Annotated in this window: 18 protein-coding genes; 2 read left to right on the top strand and 16 right to left on the bottom strand. The window is 58.1% G+C overall.

The features are described from left to right. Positions 1-526 precede the first annotated feature (526 nt). From DW088_RS15015 to DW088_RS14980, 8 genes are read right to left on the bottom strand one after another with little or no spacing between them, the layout of a single operon-like run. Positions 527-1,150 carry a precorrin-8X methylmutase gene (locus DW088_RS15015; protein ID WP_118361818.1) on the bottom strand — a complete coding sequence of 208 codons (624 nt, stop codon included), beginning with the start codon at positions 1,148-1,150 and terminating at the stop codon, positions 527-529. Positions 1,151-1,158: 8 nt separating this feature from the next. Next, a complete protein-coding gene (locus DW088_RS15010; RefSeq protein ID WP_118361816.1) occupies positions 1,159-1,683 on the bottom strand; it encodes a cob(I)yrinic acid a,c-diamide adenosyltransferase in 525 nt (174 codons plus the stop codon). Further along, the gene (locus DW088_RS15005) at positions 1,680-3,179 is read right to left on the bottom strand and encodes a cobyric acid synthase (RefSeq protein ID WP_118361814.1); all 1,500 of its coding nucleotides are present in this window, start codon (positions 3,177-3,179) and stop codon (positions 1,680-1,682) included. Before DW088_RS15005 ends, DW088_RS15010 begins: the two co-directional genes overlap by 4 nt. A 1-nt stretch (position 3,180) precedes the next feature. Further along, the gene (locus tag DW088_RS15000) at positions 3,181-4,242 is read right to left on the bottom strand and encodes a pyridoxal phosphate-dependent aminotransferase (protein ID WP_118361812.1); all 1,062 of its coding nucleotides are present in this window, start codon (positions 4,240-4,242) and stop codon (positions 3,181-3,183) included. A 44-nt stretch (positions 4,243-4,286) separates the two neighbouring features. Next, entirely contained in the window at positions 4,287-5,243 is a 957-nt protein-coding gene (cbiB, locus tag DW088_RS14995; RefSeq protein WP_118361810.1) for an adenosylcobinamide-phosphate synthase CbiB, read from the bottom strand. Beyond that, complete coding sequence (locus DW088_RS14990; RefSeq protein ID WP_118361808.1) at positions 5,240-5,569, bottom strand: bifunctional adenosylcobinamide kinase/adenosylcobinamide-phosphate guanylyltransferase; 330 nt, start codon at positions 5,567-5,569, stop codon at positions 5,240-5,242. The genes cbiB and DW088_RS14990 overlap by 4 nt, the downstream gene beginning before the upstream one ends. Then, positions 5,566-6,354, bottom strand: a complete 789-nt coding sequence (locus DW088_RS14985; RefSeq protein ID WP_118361806.1) for an adenosylcobinamide-GDP ribazoletransferase — start codon at positions 6,352-6,354, stop codon at positions 5,566-5,568. Before DW088_RS14985 ends, DW088_RS14990 begins: the two co-directional genes overlap by 4 nt. Next, positions 6,351-6,881, bottom strand: a complete 531-nt coding sequence (locus DW088_RS14980) for a bifunctional adenosylcobinamide kinase/adenosylcobinamide-phosphate guanylyltransferase (protein ID WP_118361804.1) — start codon at positions 6,879-6,881, stop codon at positions 6,351-6,353. Before DW088_RS14980 ends, DW088_RS14985 begins: the two co-directional genes overlap by 4 nt. 86 nt (positions 6,882-6,967) lie before the next feature. Here DW088_RS14980 and DW088_RS14975 point away from each other — a divergent pair, with 86 nt between their 5' ends. Further along, complete coding sequence (locus DW088_RS14975) at positions 6,968-7,504, top strand: YcxB family protein (protein ID WP_118361802.1); 537 nt, start codon at positions 6,968-6,970, stop codon at positions 7,502-7,504. A 142-nt stretch (positions 7,505-7,646) separates the two neighbouring features. Here the strand turns inward: DW088_RS14975 and cobT are convergent, their stop codons facing one another. The 8 genes from cobT to cbiD are packed head-to-tail and all read right to left on the bottom strand — an operon-like array spanning position 7,647 to position 16,326. After that, positions 7,647-8,705, bottom strand: a complete 1,059-nt coding sequence (gene cobT, locus DW088_RS14970; RefSeq protein ID WP_118361800.1) for a nicotinate-nucleotide--dimethylbenzimidazole phosphoribosyltransferase — start codon at positions 8,703-8,705, stop codon at positions 7,647-7,649. Further along, on the bottom strand, positions 8,702-10,051 hold the full coding sequence (locus tag DW088_RS14965; protein ID WP_118361798.1) for a cobyrinate a,c-diamide synthase: 1,350 nt from the start codon (positions 10,049-10,051) through the stop codon (positions 8,702-8,704). The genes cobT and DW088_RS14965 overlap by 4 nt, the downstream gene beginning before the upstream one ends. Continuing rightward, the gene (gene cobK, locus DW088_RS14960; protein ID WP_118361796.1) at positions 10,038-11,990 is read right to left on the bottom strand and encodes a precorrin-6A reductase; all 1,953 of its coding nucleotides are present in this window, start codon (positions 11,988-11,990) and stop codon (positions 10,038-10,040) included. The genes DW088_RS14965 and cobK overlap by 14 nt, the downstream gene beginning before the upstream one ends. Then, positions 11,987-12,715 (bottom strand): precorrin-3B C(17)-methyltransferase, encoded by a 729-nt coding sequence (gene cobJ, locus DW088_RS14955; RefSeq protein ID WP_118361794.1) that lies wholly within the window; start codon positions 12,713-12,715, stop codon positions 11,987-11,989. The genes cobK and cobJ overlap by 4 nt, the downstream gene beginning before the upstream one ends. Next, positions 12,712-13,752 (bottom strand): cobalt-precorrin 5A hydrolase, encoded by a 1,041-nt coding sequence (locus DW088_RS14950; RefSeq protein WP_118361792.1) that lies wholly within the window; start codon positions 13,750-13,752, stop codon positions 12,712-12,714. The genes cobJ and DW088_RS14950 overlap by 4 nt, the downstream gene beginning before the upstream one ends. Continuing rightward, a complete protein-coding gene (gene cobM / locus DW088_RS14945) occupies positions 13,749-14,504 on the bottom strand; it encodes a precorrin-4 C(11)-methyltransferase (RefSeq protein WP_118361790.1) in 756 nt (251 codons plus the stop codon). The genes DW088_RS14950 and cobM overlap by 4 nt, the downstream gene beginning before the upstream one ends. Then, on the bottom strand, positions 14,501-15,193 hold the full coding sequence (gene cobI / locus DW088_RS14940; RefSeq protein ID WP_118361788.1) for a precorrin-2 C(20)-methyltransferase: 693 nt from the start codon (positions 15,191-15,193) through the stop codon (positions 14,501-14,503). The genes cobM and cobI overlap by 4 nt, the downstream gene beginning before the upstream one ends. Further along, positions 15,190-16,326, bottom strand: coding sequence for a cobalt-precorrin-5B (C(1))-methyltransferase CbiD (gene cbiD, locus DW088_RS14935; RefSeq protein WP_118361786.1), 1,137 nt, complete (start codon positions 16,324-16,326; stop codon positions 15,190-15,192). Before cbiD ends, cobI begins: the two co-directional genes overlap by 4 nt. A gap of 466 nt (positions 16,327-16,792) precedes the next feature. Between cbiD and DW088_RS14930 the strand changes: the two genes are divergently transcribed. Continuing rightward, positions 16,793-17,173 carry a RidA family protein gene (locus tag DW088_RS14930; protein ID WP_110435180.1) on the top strand — a complete coding sequence of 127 codons (381 nt, stop codon included), beginning with the start codon at positions 16,793-16,795 and terminating at the stop codon, positions 17,171-17,173. The last annotated feature ends 53 nt before the right edge of the window (positions 17,174-17,226 follow it).

Here is a 17,226-nt window from a genome sequence, read left to right as displayed (position 1 = left end):
GACAACCTACGGTTTTCCTTCCTCTTTGAACTCCTACCTTTCCCTTAGAGGGCTTGGGTGCAGATGGTAGACTGCGTAAGCGTGGAAAAGGAGAACGGCAGAGGATTTTTTCTTCCGCGTGGTATAACACCTTTTCGCATTTCGGATAACGTACTGCTACACAAACCATTCACCTTGTGCCGCGCTTGCGTGGATTCACCCACATATGCAGCACAAAGGTATCTGACACTGCGTATAGGCAGAGAAATGGGCAGACACATTGGTCTGCCCCTACGCAAATGCAACCCCACTGTCGTTCCCCTTTGCTATGCTTACGCAGTTTACCATCTGCGTCCAAGCTATCCAAGGGCAAGAGGAAGATTCACAAAAAGGAGGAAACCGTTGGTTTCCTCCTTTTTGTGCGCCTGCGGCAATACTCTCCGCCCGGAAAGAGCGTACCGCTGCACGGTACGTGTGCACCGGAAAGCGAGTGCCGAGAAAAACCGCCGCCGGTCAGCCAACCCATTACGCAATTCCTAATTCCTGCTTAAAAGCCTTCTCGATGTACCATCTGATAGAGCAGCGCATTGACAATGGACGCGGCTACATTCGAGCCGCCCTTGCGGCCTCGCGCGATGATATACGGCGTGTCCCCGCCGATGAACAGCTCCTTCGCCTCGACCACGTTGACAAATCCGACCGGCACGCCGATGACGAGCGCAGGCGCGACAATGCCTTCCTCAATCAACTCATGCAGACGGATAAGCGCAGTCGGCGCATTGCCGATGGCGAAGATGAGCGGGCCTTCCAATTTGGCGGCGTGCTCCATCGAAACGACCGCCCGCGTGACACCGCGAGCCTTGGCCTCGCTCGCCACCTGCTCGTCCGCCATCAGGCAGACCGCCTTTCCGCCGAGCTTTGCCAGCGTCACCTTGCTCACCCCGGAGAGCGCCATATTGGTATCGGTGACCACCGTCGCCCCTGCCGCAAGCGCGGCTTTTGCCTTTTCGATCACGTCCGGCGAAAACGCAAGGCTGTCCGCATAGTCAAAATCCGCCGTGGTGTGAATGACGCGCTTGACTACCTCGGCGATGCCCGCCGGAAACGTGCGCTCGCCCAGCTCGGCGGTGATGATCTCAAACGACCGCTTTTCGATGTCCTGCGGCTTCATGTATCCGTTCAAAATTCGATTCCCTCCCGCGCAGCGATGCCCTTTTCAAACGGATGCCGCTGCATTTTCATTTCTGTAATATAGTCCGCGTGTGCCTGCAGCGCTTCGGACGGACCCCGTCCGGTCAGTACAACCTCGAGGTCATCCGGCTTGGTCTCGAGGAAGTCCGTGACCGTTTTCTCATCCAGAAAGCCGCACGAGATTGCCGCGCAGACCTCATCCAGTACGAGCAGCCGCGCGTGCTCCCGCACGGCAAAGCCGGTTGCCGCATCGAAGGTGCGGGTGAGCGCGTCCGCTGTCTCCCGCTTCTCCGCCTCCGTCATGCGGAAGGAGAACTTGCCGACCGGATTTGCCGCCATCACGGTCACTTCGGGCAATTTCGCCAGCACGCGGCATTCACCCGAGGTCCCATCTTTGAGAAACTGCGTGAACACGACCTTGTTTCCGCGGCCCGCGCAGCGCACCGCCAGTCCGACCGACGCCGTAGTCTTGCCCTTGCCGTCGCCGCAGTAAATATGAATGAGTCCTGTCATGCTTTCCCCTCCATAATGCGATAAATTTGTTCCATATCGAGCGATTTTCGCACCGAATCCGCCAGTTTGTCGTACTGCTGCTCCTTGTAGGCGTGTGTGTCGAGCGCTTCACCGGTGAGCGTCACGCCCTTCTTTCTCGCCAGTGCTTGCACCGTCCGCAGCGCCGCCTCCGGCGCATCGAACACGCCGTGCAGATAGGTGCCGAAGGCGTTTCCCGTCTGACAGCCGTCCTCGATTTCGCCTTCCCTGCGAAGCAATCGAACGAGCGGCTTTGCACTCGCGTCGCGCATGGTTTCGCCCATGTGAATCTCGTAGCCCTCGACCGCCAGACCGCTCAAATCGGACAGCACGCCGTCAATCTCAAGCAGCGCGCCGCGCGTCTGCGTCGTGGTCTTGCTCGGGCGGAACACCGTGTCGATCGGCAGCAGATTCATGCCGCGCAGACTGCCGCCGCCCTCGGTATTGTCCGGGTCGGACACCGTGCGTCCCATCATCTGGTAACCGCCGCAGATGCCGAAAACCGGTGTGCCTGCCGCGTGCGCCTTGAGAATCTGCGCCTCCATGCCGCTCTCGCGCAGCCAGCGCAGGTCTGCCAGCGTGGACTTGGTGCCCGGCAGGATAATCAGATCGGCTCCGGCAAGCTGTGCCGGTTTGTCCGTGTACGCGACGCTCACGCCGGATACACGTGAAAGTGCGGAAAAATCCGTGAAATTGGAAAGACGCGGCAGCTTTACCACCGCAATGTTCACCAGTGCGGGAGCAGCCTTTGCGTCCAGACGCTCGGACAGGCTGTCCTCATCGTCGATGTCAAAATGACCGTACGGCACCACGCCGATGACCGGCTTGCCGGTCAAATCCTCGAGCTGCGTCAGACCCGGCCGCAGAATCTCCACGTCACCGCGGAATTTGTTAATGATGAGACCGTGAATGCGCGCCTGCTCGTCCTCATCGAGCAGCTTGACCGTGCCGTACAGCGACGCGAACACGCCGCCGCGGTCTATATCGCCGACCAGCAGAACAGGCGCATCCACCAGCTTCGCCAGACCCATATTGACAATATCATCCTGCTTGAGATTGATCTCCGCCGGACTGCCCGCCCCCTCGATCACGATGATGTCGTTCTCGGCGGCAAGGCTGTCAAATGCGTCCTTGATAATGGGCAAAAGCGCCTTTTTATGCCCCCAATATTCGCGCGCGGTGCGGTTTCCCTGCGCTTCGCCCATGATGATGACCTGCGAGCCAACGTCGCTTGTCGGCTTGAGCAAGATCGGGTTCATGCGCACATCGGGCGCGATACCCGCCGCCTCGGCCTGCACGACCTGTGCGCGGCCCATCTCCCTGCCGTCCGCCGTGATGAACGAGTTGAGCGCCATGTTCTGTGACTTGAACGGCGCAACGCGGTAGCCGTCCTGCCGGAAAATCCGGCACAGGGCCGCGCAGAGAAGGCTTTTGCCTGCATTCGAGCACGTTCCCTGTATCATGATTGTCTTTGCCATTTTACACCTCACATTGGGTATAATTAGTAATGATTTGCAGTAACCGCTCACTCGCTTCTCGCGTTTTTACCGCAACGCGATAGTATCCCGCCGAAAGTCCGCGATAATTATCGCAGTTTCGTATCATGATGCCGTGTTCAGCGAGTTTCTTGTGCAATCCGATATCGTTTGAGCGGAACAGCAGGAAGTTGGCTTCGCCCGGAAAGACGGTCAGTCCGTGGGCGGCAAGTCCGTCGGATAAAAACCTGCGTTCCTCTGCAATGCGTTTGGCGGTTTCAGCGGCCCAGTCCGGCTCGTTTGCCGCCGCGACGGCGCACGCCTGCGCGATGACCGACACGTTCCACGGCTGTCCGGCATGGTATAATTTCTCAATCAGCGCCGCGTCCGCCGTCATGCACCAGCCGAAGCGCACACCGGGCACGGCGTACATTTTCGTGTACGCGCGCAGGATGATCAGGCCGGGATCGGATTCCAGCAGGTCTTTCAGTGTGTGCTGCGCGGCGTCCTCCAGAAAGTCATTGAAACACTCATCCACAACCGGTTTTACGCCGTTTTCTATACATTTCCGAACGATTTCCCGCAGGAGCTCCGGTTGGGCGGTTCGCCCGGTCGGATTGTTCGGATTGCAGAGATACACCGCATCCAAATCCGGTGAAATCTCGTCCAAAATACGTTCTGTGAGCGCAAAACCGTCCGTTTTCCGCAGATTATGCACCCGAATCTCCGCACCTGAGAGCGTGCGCTCGTACTCCGCAAAGGTCGGTGCGGTGAGCAGCACCTTGCGCGGTTTCAGCACCGCCGCAAGACGGTCGAGCACATCCGCCGCACCGTTTCCGCAGTACAGAAAATCCGGATTGACGCCTTCTCTCGCACCAATCGCCTGCCGCGCGGCGCGGCAAAACGGGTCGGGATACTGCGTGCAGTTATCCACAGCCCTGTGCATGGCCGCGCGTACCGCGTCCGGTATGCCGAACGGATTGATGTTCGCGGACAGGTCGAGCGGCGCGAAGCCGTGGCGGTCGATGTAGGTTTGGATATCGCCGCCGTGGACATAATTAAGCATTTTTTCATCCTTTCAAATGCGAGTTTTCTCTCCCGCATAGCATCCTAACTTTTTACGATCAGGCGGATTACACAGCACAGCACCAGCGCAAACACGCTTGCCGCCGTCATCAGATCGACCGCTGCGAGAATATCCGTGCGGTCTACACGGCGCATCTGATCACCGAAGGCGGCTTTTTTAACGATTTTGCCGAAGTAGCTGGCATCGCCGCCGAGCTGGATGTGCAGCGCGCCCGCGCACGCGGACTCGGTCTGACCAGCGTTCGGACTTTTGTGCTTATTGCGGTCTCGGCGGTAAATCCGCAGCGCATTTCGGTTATCGAGATGCAGCATTCCGGCACCGGCGATCATGCACAGGGCGGACAGTCTGGCAGGGATAAAGTTGAAAAAATCGTCCATTTTTGCCGAAAACTTGCCGAAATACTCATACTTTTCGTTATGATAGCCGACCATGGAATCCAGCGTGTTGACCGCCTTGTACAGCATGCCGAGCGGCGCTCCACCGATGAGCATGAACACGAGCGGCGAGACCACACCGTCCGTCAGGTTCTCAGCCACGGTCTCAACAGCGGCCTTGACAACGCCCTCCTCGGACAGCTCTGCGGTGTCGCGGCCGACGTACCACGCGATGGCCTTGCGGCCCTCCTCGAGCGACTGTTTAACCGCGCCGTAGACATGATAACCGGCGTCCGCAAGGCTTTTTCGTGCGAAAATCATCCAGCAGAGCAGCGTTTCGGCGGTAAAACCGAGCCAGAAGTTCACATGATACAGCCAGCGCAAAAGGAAAAACGGCACGGCAAAGCTCATACCGCAGGTGATGAGCCAGAGTAAAATTCCGGCGAATGTCAGTGCCGCGGGCGTTGCGGGAAAGATGCGGCGCAGTACTTTTTCAGCCGCTGAGATGAGTTTTCCGACCGCACATACCGGATGCGGCAATTTTTTCGGGTCTCCGAGCAGCCAGTCGAGCGCGAAGCCGAGCAGCACGGCAAGGGTTATCGTCATGGTTGTTCTCCTTTGATGAATTGCGGCACGCCTGCGATCACGCGCACGACTGCATCTGCTTTCTGTGCCAAAGCACAGCACAGGCGACCAACCGTTTCACGCCAGTTTTCGTCCGCACGGTCGATGGGAACGATGCCGCAGCCGATCTCATCGCAGGTGATAACGTGTCCGCACAGCGTATCTGCGAGTGACAGCGGGTCTTTGTCTTCCTTCAGCATTTTTCGCACAATTTCGTGCAGATTTTCAATTCTCGGCAGGTCTGCATACAGGTTTTCGGCAACTTTTCGTTTCCCCTGATATGCCCCGCCAATGATGAGCACGGTCATAAAATCAGTCCTCCAATCGCTGCTGCCGCAAGCGTGATCAGTTCCGACAGCGAGATGCAGAATCCCGCCAGGTCTCCGGTTACACCGCCGAACACGCGGCGGCTTATGTGCTCATGCACAGCATACCACGCAACGAGCACGATAACGAGCACTTTCGCCGCAGCAAGCGCGTGCGGCACGCGGTATATCCACAATCCGAGAAGCACCGCAAACAGAACAAATTCAGCAATTAACATGCGCGATACCGCGCGTTTATCGCTGTTTTCCGCAAAGATATGTGCAAGTCCGCTGTCTTTCGCGCACGGTGAAGCAACCACCTTGCGCCCGCCCATTGTCCGTGCGAAAGCAAATCCTGTGCATGCCAGCGGAAGAAGCACAGGCCGGTCGTAAATCTGGGCAAAACAGCCAACCTCGGCCAGCAGGAATGCCATCAGCCAGAGCGGCCCAAACGCGCCAACGTGCGGGTCCTTGAGAATGTTCAGCCGCTTTTCCCGGTCACCGAACGAGCACAGCGCGTCGCAGGTGTCGCACAGGCCGTCCAGATGAATGCCGCCGGACACCGCCAGAGGAATCAGCGCTGCGATCACAGCGTAAAACACACCTGCTGCGCCGAAATGCATGCAAAACGCGAACCAGAACCACTCTATCGCACCGATCAGCACACCGATGAGCGGCAGGAAGCCAAGTGCCCACCGCATGGTCTGTTTTTCCCAGTTCACCTGTGGAACAGGTATCGCAGAGTACATTGAAAACGCGACCAAAAGTCCGCTGATTACACTTTTCACGGCTGTTTTCCCTCCTTTACCGACAGTAAAATCCCGCACACCGATTCATATACCGCGTCTGCTTTCCCAGTTAATTTCTGGTGCAGTTCTCCTAAAATCCGGATATACTGCATGGTCTCCGGCGGGTACGGCACGCCGTCCGCAAAGATTTCGTTGGAAACGATAACCAGCGTTTCACAGTATTTTTGCAGATTATCCACGCCTGCAACAATGCTGTCGAACGCCGATTCTGCGCCTGCGCCTTCCGGCGCAAACAGCTCGTTTGCCAGCAGATTGCCCAAATCCTCGAGCAAAATTCCATCGTATTGCTGAGAGAGCCTGAGATTCGCTAAATCAAGTGTTCTCTCCACCGTAGCGAACCCCTTTCCCGCACGAAGCGCCCGATGCCGTGCAATCCGCGCCTCTGCAGACTTGCCGAACGGCTGCATGGTCGCCAGATATAATCGACTCTGTGCTTTTTCACACAACAGCCGTTCCGCGTGCTCCGACTTGCCCGAAGCCGCTCCGCCGGTCACTAAAATCAGCATTTTCGCTCCCCTTTCTGAATTAGACTTGCAATCCGCTCTGATTTTCGATACAATAGCTTTATCCGAGTAAGTTGAGGTAAGGAAAAATGGAGCTGCATTACGATATCACCAAACAGGATTTTATTGATTTTAATTTGAATTATTACAACAATAATGCGATTGTTCAACGCAGCATTCGCACCATGAGAATCGCCACCGCGGCTATTGTCATTCTCGGCGGCAGTGCGCTCATGTACTGGCTGCATACGCTCACGCCGGTTTCCATCGCGGTTTACGTTGCGCTCGCTGCCGTCTGCTTCTGGGGCACACCGCGCTATATGCGTCATAAAATGATCAAAAATATCGAGAAAATCCTCAAGAACGCAAAGAATAAACAGCTTTGCGGACCGAAAACGCTCACGCTGCGTGAAAGCGAATTCGAGCTGTCCGGCGAGAACGAAGATACCGTTTACCAGTATTCGGCTGTTCAGCGCACCGCAACCGATGACAAGCATTATTATATTTTTGTTGATGAATTCTCCGCGGTCATCGTGCCGTTCTCAGCGTTTGAAAACGATGTGCAGAAGCAGGAGTTCTACAACAAAATCACCGCAAATATCGCGGATGAAGCTCTGAAATGCTAAAAATTTGAACCGTAAGCACCGAGTTAACGCTCGGTGCTTTTTGCTGCACGCAGTATTCCTGTAAAGAATGCGGGCAGATCGCATTTATCGGCGTTACACACAATATTTCTATAAAAATTTGTGCTATCTGTCAGACAAACAACTACTTTTGCGGCTGATATGCCTCTATTCCAATGTCCGCGAAGCTCACCATTTCCCGATATGGCGCCAGTGCCAGATCCAAAAGCGCCACGCCGGCCGCCGCGCCTGTCCCCTCCCCGAGGTGCATGCCCGCCGTCAGGAACGGCCGCTTGCCGAGTGCATCGAGCAGCAAAATGCTCGCCGGTTCGTCCGATCTGTGCGCTGCGACCATAAAATGCACAGACTGCGGACACAATCGCACGGCGAGAAGCGCCGCCGCGCACGAAATCACGCCGTCCAGTACGACCGGAATGCGCTGCGCCGCCGCACCCAGATACAGACCGCACAGACCCGCGATATCCAAACCGCCGACCTTGTGCAGCACGTCGATCGAGTCATTCGAGTCGGGTTTGTGAAGCGCCAGCGCCGCCTCGATCACTGCGATTTTCCGCTCCAGACCGGCCGTTGACAGACCCGCTCCGCGTCCTGTGACCGCCGCAGCCTCCGCGCCGGTGAGCGCCGCCGTGACTGCCGCGCTCGTAGTCGTGTTGCCGATGCCCATTTCGCCGCCAATGAGCAGCGAATATCCCTTTTCGGCACACATTTCCGCCATTTTAATGCCGATTTCGACCGCTTCGAGCGCCTCTTTCCGCGTCATGGCAGGCTCATGCGCAAAGTTTGCAGTTCCGCGCCGAACGGCAAATTGCAGCACTTTCTCGTTCTTTATCGGCCGCGCAACACCAATATCGACCGGAAATACGTCCATTCCGAGATGTTTTGCCATCAGACAAACGGTGGACTCGCCGTGGCCCATATTTTCCGCGACCGTGGCTGTCACCTCCTGCCCGCACTGCGTCACGCCCTCCGCGACCACGCCGTTGTCCGCGCAGAAAACTACCGCCGCGCGTCTGGAAATATCCGGCACCGGTTGACCGAGAATACCTGCAAGCTGCACAATTGCGTCCTGCAGAAGCCCCAGTCCGCCGAGCGGCATGGCAATATTTGCAAAACGATTTCGCGCCGCCGTCATGCTTTTCTCATCCAGCGGCCGAATGGCAGAAATAGTCTGTTCAAGTGTCATTTTCCGCTCCTTTCTGCGCATTTTCGGACGAAATTCGCTGCAATTTCAGTTTTCGCACGGAAATACAAATGCGGAAATCCTGCGTAGAGCGTATCCGTCGCAAAGCCACAGTCCCACGCGCGCCCGTTTGGCTTGACCGCGCGAAAATCTGTTCCATTATCCACAGCCTGTGCATAATGGAACTCGTGCACAGGAAATTGTCCACCGGCTTCGCACAGCAGGTTATCACTGTTTGCCGTGAGAGTGACATAGCCGAACGGCTGCAGCCTGCGCGTCATGTGCGCCGAAGTCGGCAGCACGCCTGCCATTTCCACGCCGTCGAGCGACTGCAGCAGATAAAGAAATCCGCCGCATTCTGCAACTGTCGGCAATCCGTTTTGAATCCCTTTTTTGATAGAATTCCGCATGATTTCATTCTCTGAAAGCCGTTTATCATATAATTCCGGATAGCCGCCGCCGAGATACAGGCCATCAATATTCTCCGGCAGCCGCTCGTCTGTGAGCGGCGAAAACGGCACAAGCTCTGCCCCCAGTTCACGCAGCACATCGAAGTTATCCTCGTAATAGAAGCAGAATGCGCGGTCCTTCGCTACCGCGATCCGCACCGGAAAATCGGTAACACGAGCGAGCGGCATGTGCGTATCGGCCAGCGGTTTCGCCGTCTGTGCTAATGCACACAACGCGTGGATGTCAATGCCTTCCTCTGCCGCATCCGCGAGCCAATCAATTTTCTCACACAGGTCGGACAGCTCGTCCGCCGTCACCAGACCGAGGTGGCGGTCAGGTATTTCGGCCTCTGGAACCGGCGGCAAAAAGCCGAGCACAGGCAGTCCTGCTTTCTCTGCAATTTGTTTGTAAAACGAGTACATTCCCGCCGAAACGCCGTTTAAAATCACTCCTGCAAGCGTATTTTCCGCAAATGTGCGGAACCCGTGAATCTGTGCCGCAAGCGACAGCGACTGCCCCTTAGGCCGCACGATCAGCACCGCAGGCGTGCCGGTTGCGCGGGCCAGATGCGCCGCCGAAGCCGTATCCGTTGTACCGGAAACGCCGTCGTAAAAGCCCATGACGCCCTCGATCACGCCGAAACCGTCCGGCCGGATATGCCGCGCAAGCTGACTGCGAATACCGGCCTCGTCCTCGAAAAAAAGGTCTAAATTGCGGCTCGGAACGCCCAAAACCGCCGTGTGGAACATCGGGTCGATGTAGTCCGGACCGCACTTGAACGCGCTGAGTGTTACGCCGCGGCGCTGCAGCGCCCGCAGAATCGCGGTCGTGACCGTCGTCTTGCCGCAGCCGCTGCCGGTGCCCGCAAGCAGCAGTCTTGGTGCATTATTTTGTGTCATTTGCGGCCCTCCCGGACAGAATAAACACCGGATTGTTCGCAGTCAGCATGGTGTACGCGCCGACCGGCTTGCCGCGCGTGGCCGCCAACTGTGTGACCTCGATGTCAGTAAATCCCAATTCCTTCAAGGCCGTCTGCGCCGCAAACAAGGTCTCGAGCGCAATCGCGTTCACGACCACGCGGACTTCCGGATTTTTCTCCCTGGCAAGTGCCAGAATCTCCCGCATTCTGCCGCCGCTCCCGCCGACGAACACGCAGTCCGGTGCCGGAAGGTCCTCCAGCGCCTCCGGCGCAAATCCTTCAATGATTTTTGCATTATATCCGCCGAGTTTTGTGCGGTTTTCGTGCAAGAGCGCGACCGCTTCCGGCTTTCGCTCGACGGCGTAAACCGTGCCGTCGCTGGCCTTGCGCGCCAGCTCGAGCGTGACCGCGCCGGTGCCCGCACCCACGTCCCAGACCGTATCGGTCGGTCGGACAGTCAGGCGGTTCACCGACACCCACCGAACCTCTTCCTTGGTCATCGGCACCTTTCCGCGCGTGAGCATTTCATCTCGAATCGGTTCGTTTTTGTTCGCCGCACGCGGGTTTTCGATCAGCAGAACCGCTAAATCCGAGCACGAAAGCTGCGCGATCTCCGCGGCTGTGCCGTGCACAATCCGCTCATTTTCCGCGCCAAGATTTTCCCCGAGATGAACGGGCAGCGCGCCCAATCCCGCGTCCGTAAGGCTGTTGCAAACCGCCTGCGCGTTGTTCTCGCCGCCGGTCAGCGCAAATGTTGCCGCATGGTAACTTATGGCACCGAGAATATTTCCTGTGCGACCGTGCAGGCTCTTAAAACACAGATTTTCGTAGGAAATGCCGCATTTCGCACACATATACTGCATGCTTGACAATCCCGGCACGAGTGTTACCCCGCCGTATGGCAGGAGCCGCTCGCGCAGCTTTCCGGCCGCGCTGAAGAATCCTACGTCGCCGGAAACCAACAGCGCCGTGTGCCGGGCATGACCGGAAATTGCCCGCTCAGCCAGCTCTGAGAACGCACACACCTCTGCCTTGGGCGACAGCGATGCGAGCCGTTTTGTGGCAAATACTTCCTCTGCGGCTGCAAGCGTGCGGACGGCTTCGCCGGTCAGCGTGTCCGCCGTGCCCATGCCTGCGCCGATGATGAAAAATTCCCGATGCTGCTTTTCGTTCCGTAAACCGAGCAATTCCGTCAAAAATGCCTGCATCTGCGCCTGATTTTTGCCGTTTTCCATACGCGGACGCGCAATGACCAGTACCTTTGCGCCGACCTCCTCGGCTGCCGCGACCTTCTCCGCAAAGCCGCCGGACACGCCGGTATCCTTGGTCACGAGGATTTTTGCGCCGGTCTCGCGCAGCAGCGCCGCGTTCATCGCCTGCGAAAACGGACCTTGCATGGCGATGATGTGCGCGCCCGGGAAGCCGAGTGCGGCGCACTTTTCGAGCACCGTGGCGGTCGGCAGCACGCGCGGGAACAGGCGCGTTTGGAAGTCCTGCACCGCCGTGTACGCTTCCAGTTCTTTACTTCCTGTGGTGAGCAGGACCGCGCCCTCGTGCGCGTTCAGCCAGTCCACTGCGGCGGCTGTGTCCAGCACGATTTCGCAGTTCTGATAAGGCAGGGCAGGCCGCAGCAGACGCTCGTAGCGTGCGCCCGATTTCGCGCAGGCCGCCCGCAGATTGTCGGTCACAGCCGCTGCATACGGATGCGTTGCATCGATGAGCAGCGTATCCGAGGTCAATCGCTTTTCCATCTCCCGCTCATCCAAGCGGCCCTCGTGAACCGTGATTCCCGCCATCGGCTCCATCACCGCCGCACCATACTCTGTGGCAACGAAAACATCTGCCTGCACGCTCTTTTTCGACAAAAACCGGCACAAATCGTGTCCTTCTGTCGTACCGGAGAAAATCATCAGCTTCATACGCCGCGATACCCCCTCGGCGTGACCATGCGGCCGTCCATCACGCGCGTACGGCTGTTTCCGACAAACACGGTGGTCAGCATATCGACCTGTGTATCACGCAGCTCACCGAGCGTTGTAAGCGTGCAGCTTTCGCCTTCTCGGCCAATGCTGCGCACCAGACCGCAGACAGTCTCCGGCGGTACAATCTCCAGCAGAATATCGCAGGCACGGCGCAGATGGTCGGTGCGTTTTTTGCTCGACGGATTGTACAGCACGATGCAGAAATCGCCGGCCGCTGCGCCGCGCAGACGCTGCTCGATCTTGTCCCACGGTGTGAGCAGGTCGGACAGGCTGATGCACGCAAAGTCGCATGTCAGTGGCGAGCCGAGCACGGCGCCGCCCGAGCAGGCCGCCGTGATGCCCGGAATAACCTCGACCTCGAGGTTCGGCTCGTGCTCGCAAAGCTCGAGCAGCAGGCCGGCCATGCCGTACACACCGGCGTCTCCCGAGGACACGACTGCGACCGTTTTGCCCTGTTTTGCCGCCTCAATCGCCGCTTTGCAGCGCAAAACCTCGCGCGTCATGCCGGATTCGATGCGTTCCTTTCCCGAAATGAGGTTCTCGATCAAATCGAGGTACAGGCCATAGCCTGCCACACAGTCACATTTTTCCAGAGTACGCACCGCGCGCAGCGTCATCTGCTCCTCGCCGCCCGGCCCGATGCCGATGCAATACAGCTTCATGCTTCGTCCTCCCGTTCTTCAAAGCACACGCGCCAGTCCGGCACAGCGACAGCCGCCGTCACGCCGTTCTGCGCGAATTTATGCAAGATAAGTGTGCCGTTCTGTGCCGCGCACACAGCCGCGCGTTCGCACACATTATCTACGCCGACGGTCTGCTGCACGAACGCCGACCGGCTGAATTCGCCTTGTGCGTCCTGCAGCTGCTCGGCCGTAAAGATGCGGAACGACAGTCCGTGCTTTTCGCAAAACAGCAGCAAACCCGGCTCATTCTGCTTGATATCAATGCTCGCCGCGCCGCAGATCGCCTGACAAGGCAGTTTTGCCGATGCAAGCGCCGCCTGAACCGTCTGCTTGATGGCATCCGCGCTCGTGCCCTTGCGGCAGCCAATGCCGAGATATGCAATCCGCGGCACGAGATGCAGCGTGTGTGCAAACGGCTGTGCGTCTGTGCGAAGCGAGATGACAAAACCGCTCTCGGCATCCCGTTTCAGGTCAATATGGGCAGGCAGCAGCCCGTCTATCGGAAAATCCGAGCGAACGCCCACGGTTTCCCCTCTGAGCAGCGCACCGGATACATATTTAATATAGTGCGGCTCCAGGACTGCACAGCTGTGTGCTTTTGCCCAGGTGTCCACGGCGAACACCTGCCGACCGTCGGTCGCGGTGGTGAGCACCGGCACAGCCTGCAGACCTTCCGCAAGTGTTTTTGCAATCTCGTTGGCGCCGCCCATATGTCCGGACAGGAGCGGAATCACGAATTTTCCCTGCTCGTCAATGACGATTACCGCCGGATCATAGGCTTTTCCCATCAAATACGGCGCCGCTGCGCGTACCGCGATTCCGGTCGCGCCCACGAACACGATCAGGTCGCAATCGACCATCGCCTGCTGCGCAAAGCGCTTCAGGCTCGTGCCAGAGAGCGACGCATCCACCGTCCGCGCATACCGCTCACACCGGAAATCCGGCAGGAGCTTTACCGCCTTTTGCACAGTCTGTGCGCCGCACAGGGTAAAGGATACAAATTTTGCGTGCTTCATCGGCTTGCCTCACGAAATTCGGTCGTAAAGGTCGGGTCGTACAGCTTGGAGCGCTCGTACTCGGTGCCGAGGAACCCGCCCACCGTGATGAGCGCAGTCTTGGTGATGCCCTCCCGCGCACCGGCTTCGGCGAGGTCTGCGACCGTTGTCCGCACGACCTTTTCGTCCGGCCAGGTGGCCTTGTACACGATAGCCGCAGGCGTATCCGGCGCATATCCGCCCGCGATCAGCCGCTCGGACAGGCGCGCCAGCTGACCCGCCGACAGGAAGATGACCATGGTGGCTCCGTGTGCCGCGAACGCCTCGATCTGCTCCTTTTCGGGCACGGGCGTGCGGCCCTCCATGCGCGTCAGGATGACCGACTGGCTGACATTCGGCAGTGTGTACTCGGCTTTGAGTGCCGCTGCCGCGCCGCAGAACGAGGACACGCCCGGGCAGACCTCGTAGGGAATCCCGCGTTTATCCAGCTCGTCCATCTGCTCTCTATGCGCACCGTACACGCACGGATCGCCGGTGTGCAGACGCACGACCGTTTTGCCCGCTTTCGCGGCAGGCGCCATCACGGCGATGACCTCCTCGAGCGTCATCTTCGCGCTGTTGTATACCTCGCATCCGTCCTTTTTATACTCCAGAAGTGCCGGATTGACCAGCGAACCGGCGTAAACGATCACATCTGCCTCGCTCAGCAGACGTGCGCCGCGTACCGTGATCAGGTCGGGCGCACCCGAGCCTGCACCCACAAAATAGATCATTCGCTTTGCTCCTTTACCAATATAATAGAGAAATAGCCGCTCGGCTGTTCAAGCGCATCTAAATCTTCGATCAGCCGCTGACCGTCCATACCGACCCGCTCGATCAGTGCCGCGCTGCCGAGTTCGCCGCGCTGCCGGAGCAGTTCGCGCACCTCCAATACACTCTTTCCGGTCTTCATCAGCACCTTGCTGCCGGAGAGCGCAAGCCCTTCCTCCGCCCTGCCGTGCGTGGCCGGAATGATGTGCAGCATTTCGCCGTCCTCGCACAGGGCGCGGCCCATGGCGGCAGCCGCGGCACAGAAGGACGGCACGCCGGGCACCAGCTCGGCTGCATAGCCGCGGGCGGCAACACGCTTGTGTACATACCAGTATGTGGAATATACCGTCGGGTCGCCGAGCGTGAGAAACACCACGGTCTTGCCCTCGTCGAGCAGCGCACAGAGCGCGTCTGCCGCCGCGTTGTGGCTGGCATTTCGCGCCTGCCTGTCGTGCGTCATCGGCATATCGAACAGCAGGATTGACTTGTCCTGCCCGATGTACGGCGAAGCAATATCCAGTGCGGTCTGTCTGCCGTCGGCGGACTTCGGTGCGGCGACCGCATCGCACTCGCGCAGCAGCCGGATCGCCTTGGCGGTCAGCAGCTCCGGATCGCCCGGACCGACGCCGACTCCATATAAAATACCCTTCATTGCAGCTTCAACCTCTCACAGAGTGCGCGCGCGCCCGCTGACTCGGCCAGCACGCCGTATTTTCCGGTAAACATGATGAATTCCACGCGCGCCTGCCCCTTCATGCGCAGGGCGATGCGGGTTTCCATCTCCCTGCCAATGCGCGACAGGACGGGCTGACGCAGATTCACTTCGTCCAGCAGCTCCACGCACGCGTCCACCGAGATGGCGGCCATCAGTCCTTCGAGTGTCTCGCGCGGTGCGCCGCACAGTGCCGCATGCGCGGTGAAAATCTCCTGCCGTGCGTCTGCGACCGATGAATGCGTGTTCATCACGCCTGCAGCCATCTTGACCAGCTTTCCGGCGTGCCCGACCAGCAGGATCTCGGGATAGCCGCGGTACGCCGCATGGTCGAACGCCTCACCGATGAAGTTGGAGCACTTGACCGCGCGTTCAAGGTCAAGGCCGAGCGTGTCCCGCGCGAAATCCGCGCCGTAGTTGCCCGGGCACAGGAACGCAATGCGCTGTCCCTGCGCGTACAGGCTGTCCAGCTCCAATCGGATGGTGTCCACGAGCGCCTTTTCGCTCATCGGCTCGACAATGCCGCTCGTGCCGAGGATAGAGATGCCGCCGACGATGCCGAGGTGGCCATTGTAGGTCTGGGTGGCAAGTGTCTCGCCGTCCTTCACCGAAATGGTAACGGAAAAGCCGCCGTCATATCCGTTCTGTTCTGCGGCACGGTGCACCGCGTCCGCAATCTGCTGCCGCGGACCGGGATTGATCGCCGCTTCTCCGACCGGCATCGCCAGTCCCGGGCGGGTAATTCGTCCGACGCCGGCGCCGCCCTCTATGGTAACGCCCTTTTCGATTCGGCGCACGGAAGCCGTGATGCGGACCCCGTTTGTGATGTCCGGGTCGTCGCCCGCGTCCTTGCGGACGGTGCAGACAGCCGCGTTTCCGCTCATATGCGCGTCCTCGACCGGCAGGCAGAAGGTGATGCCGCCCGGCGTGTGCAGGTGAATCTCCGGCGGCGCGATTCCGGTCAGCAGCAGCACAGCCGCCGCCTGCGAGGCCGCCGCCGCGCACGAGCCGGTTGTCCAGCCGCGGCGAAGCGCCTTGCCGCCGCGGTAGGCGGTGAGTTTTTCGTCCGGCATGCGGTGCACCTCCCTGTGAAATGTAATCCAATTTATTATAGCATACGCAGGCTTTTATTTGAAGTGCAAACGCGGGATGTCTTTTCTCTGCACCGGTTGAGCGGTGTCGGAATTTTTATCACTTTCCGCAGCAATGCCGCTCTCCCTGCGATTCTTCACGAATTCTTCATCGCATTGTTTTAGTAGGATAACAAAATTTTTTTATAAATTCGCGCTTTAATTACCATGTTCTGTAAAATAATAAACTTTTCTAAGTGCAAGGTGAAAAAAGTAAATATTTTACGCAGTATTTTTGTACAAAAAGTCTGTCCGAAATTATCATTATTCCACAACAGTTGTTGATAATATTGATAAATACGCGAGATTTTTTTATTCATTCATCCAAACTGCACAAATACGTCTTGACAAAGAATTTGAAAAGTGATAAATTTATCTCACGAAAGGACGAAAGGAGGCTGAGCAGGAAATGAAAAAGGTTATCTGTTCGGAACACGCACCCGCAGCTATCGGCCCGTATGCACAGGCAATTGCAGCAAACGGTATCGTATTTACTTCGGGTCAGCTTCCGATCGATCCCGCAACCGGTGCTTTTCCGGAAGGGATCGCAGCACAGACCAAGCAGTCGCTCACCAATGTAAAGGCAATCCTTGCTGAGGCAGGAACCGGTATGGATCAGGTGATCAAGACTACCGTCTTCCTGAGCGACATGAACAATTTCGGCGCGATGAACGAGGTTTACGCCACCTTCTTCGGTGAAGGCAGCTACCCGGCACGTTCCGCTGTGGAGGTTGCAAGACTTCCCAAGGACGCTCTCGTCGAGATTGAGGTAACCGCTCTCCTGCCGTAAGGCAAACCAGAAAAGAAAAGAAAACAGCCAAAAAGAAAGGTGCTGTCCGCTAA

Origin of the sequence: Butyricicoccus sp. AM05-1, from assembly GCF_003474415.1 — a bacterium.
GTDB classification, from domain to species: Bacteria; Bacillota; Clostridia; order Oscillospirales; family Butyricicoccaceae; genus Agathobaculum; species Agathobaculum butyriciproducens.
This window is presented reverse-complemented; position numbering and strand designations above follow the sequence as displayed.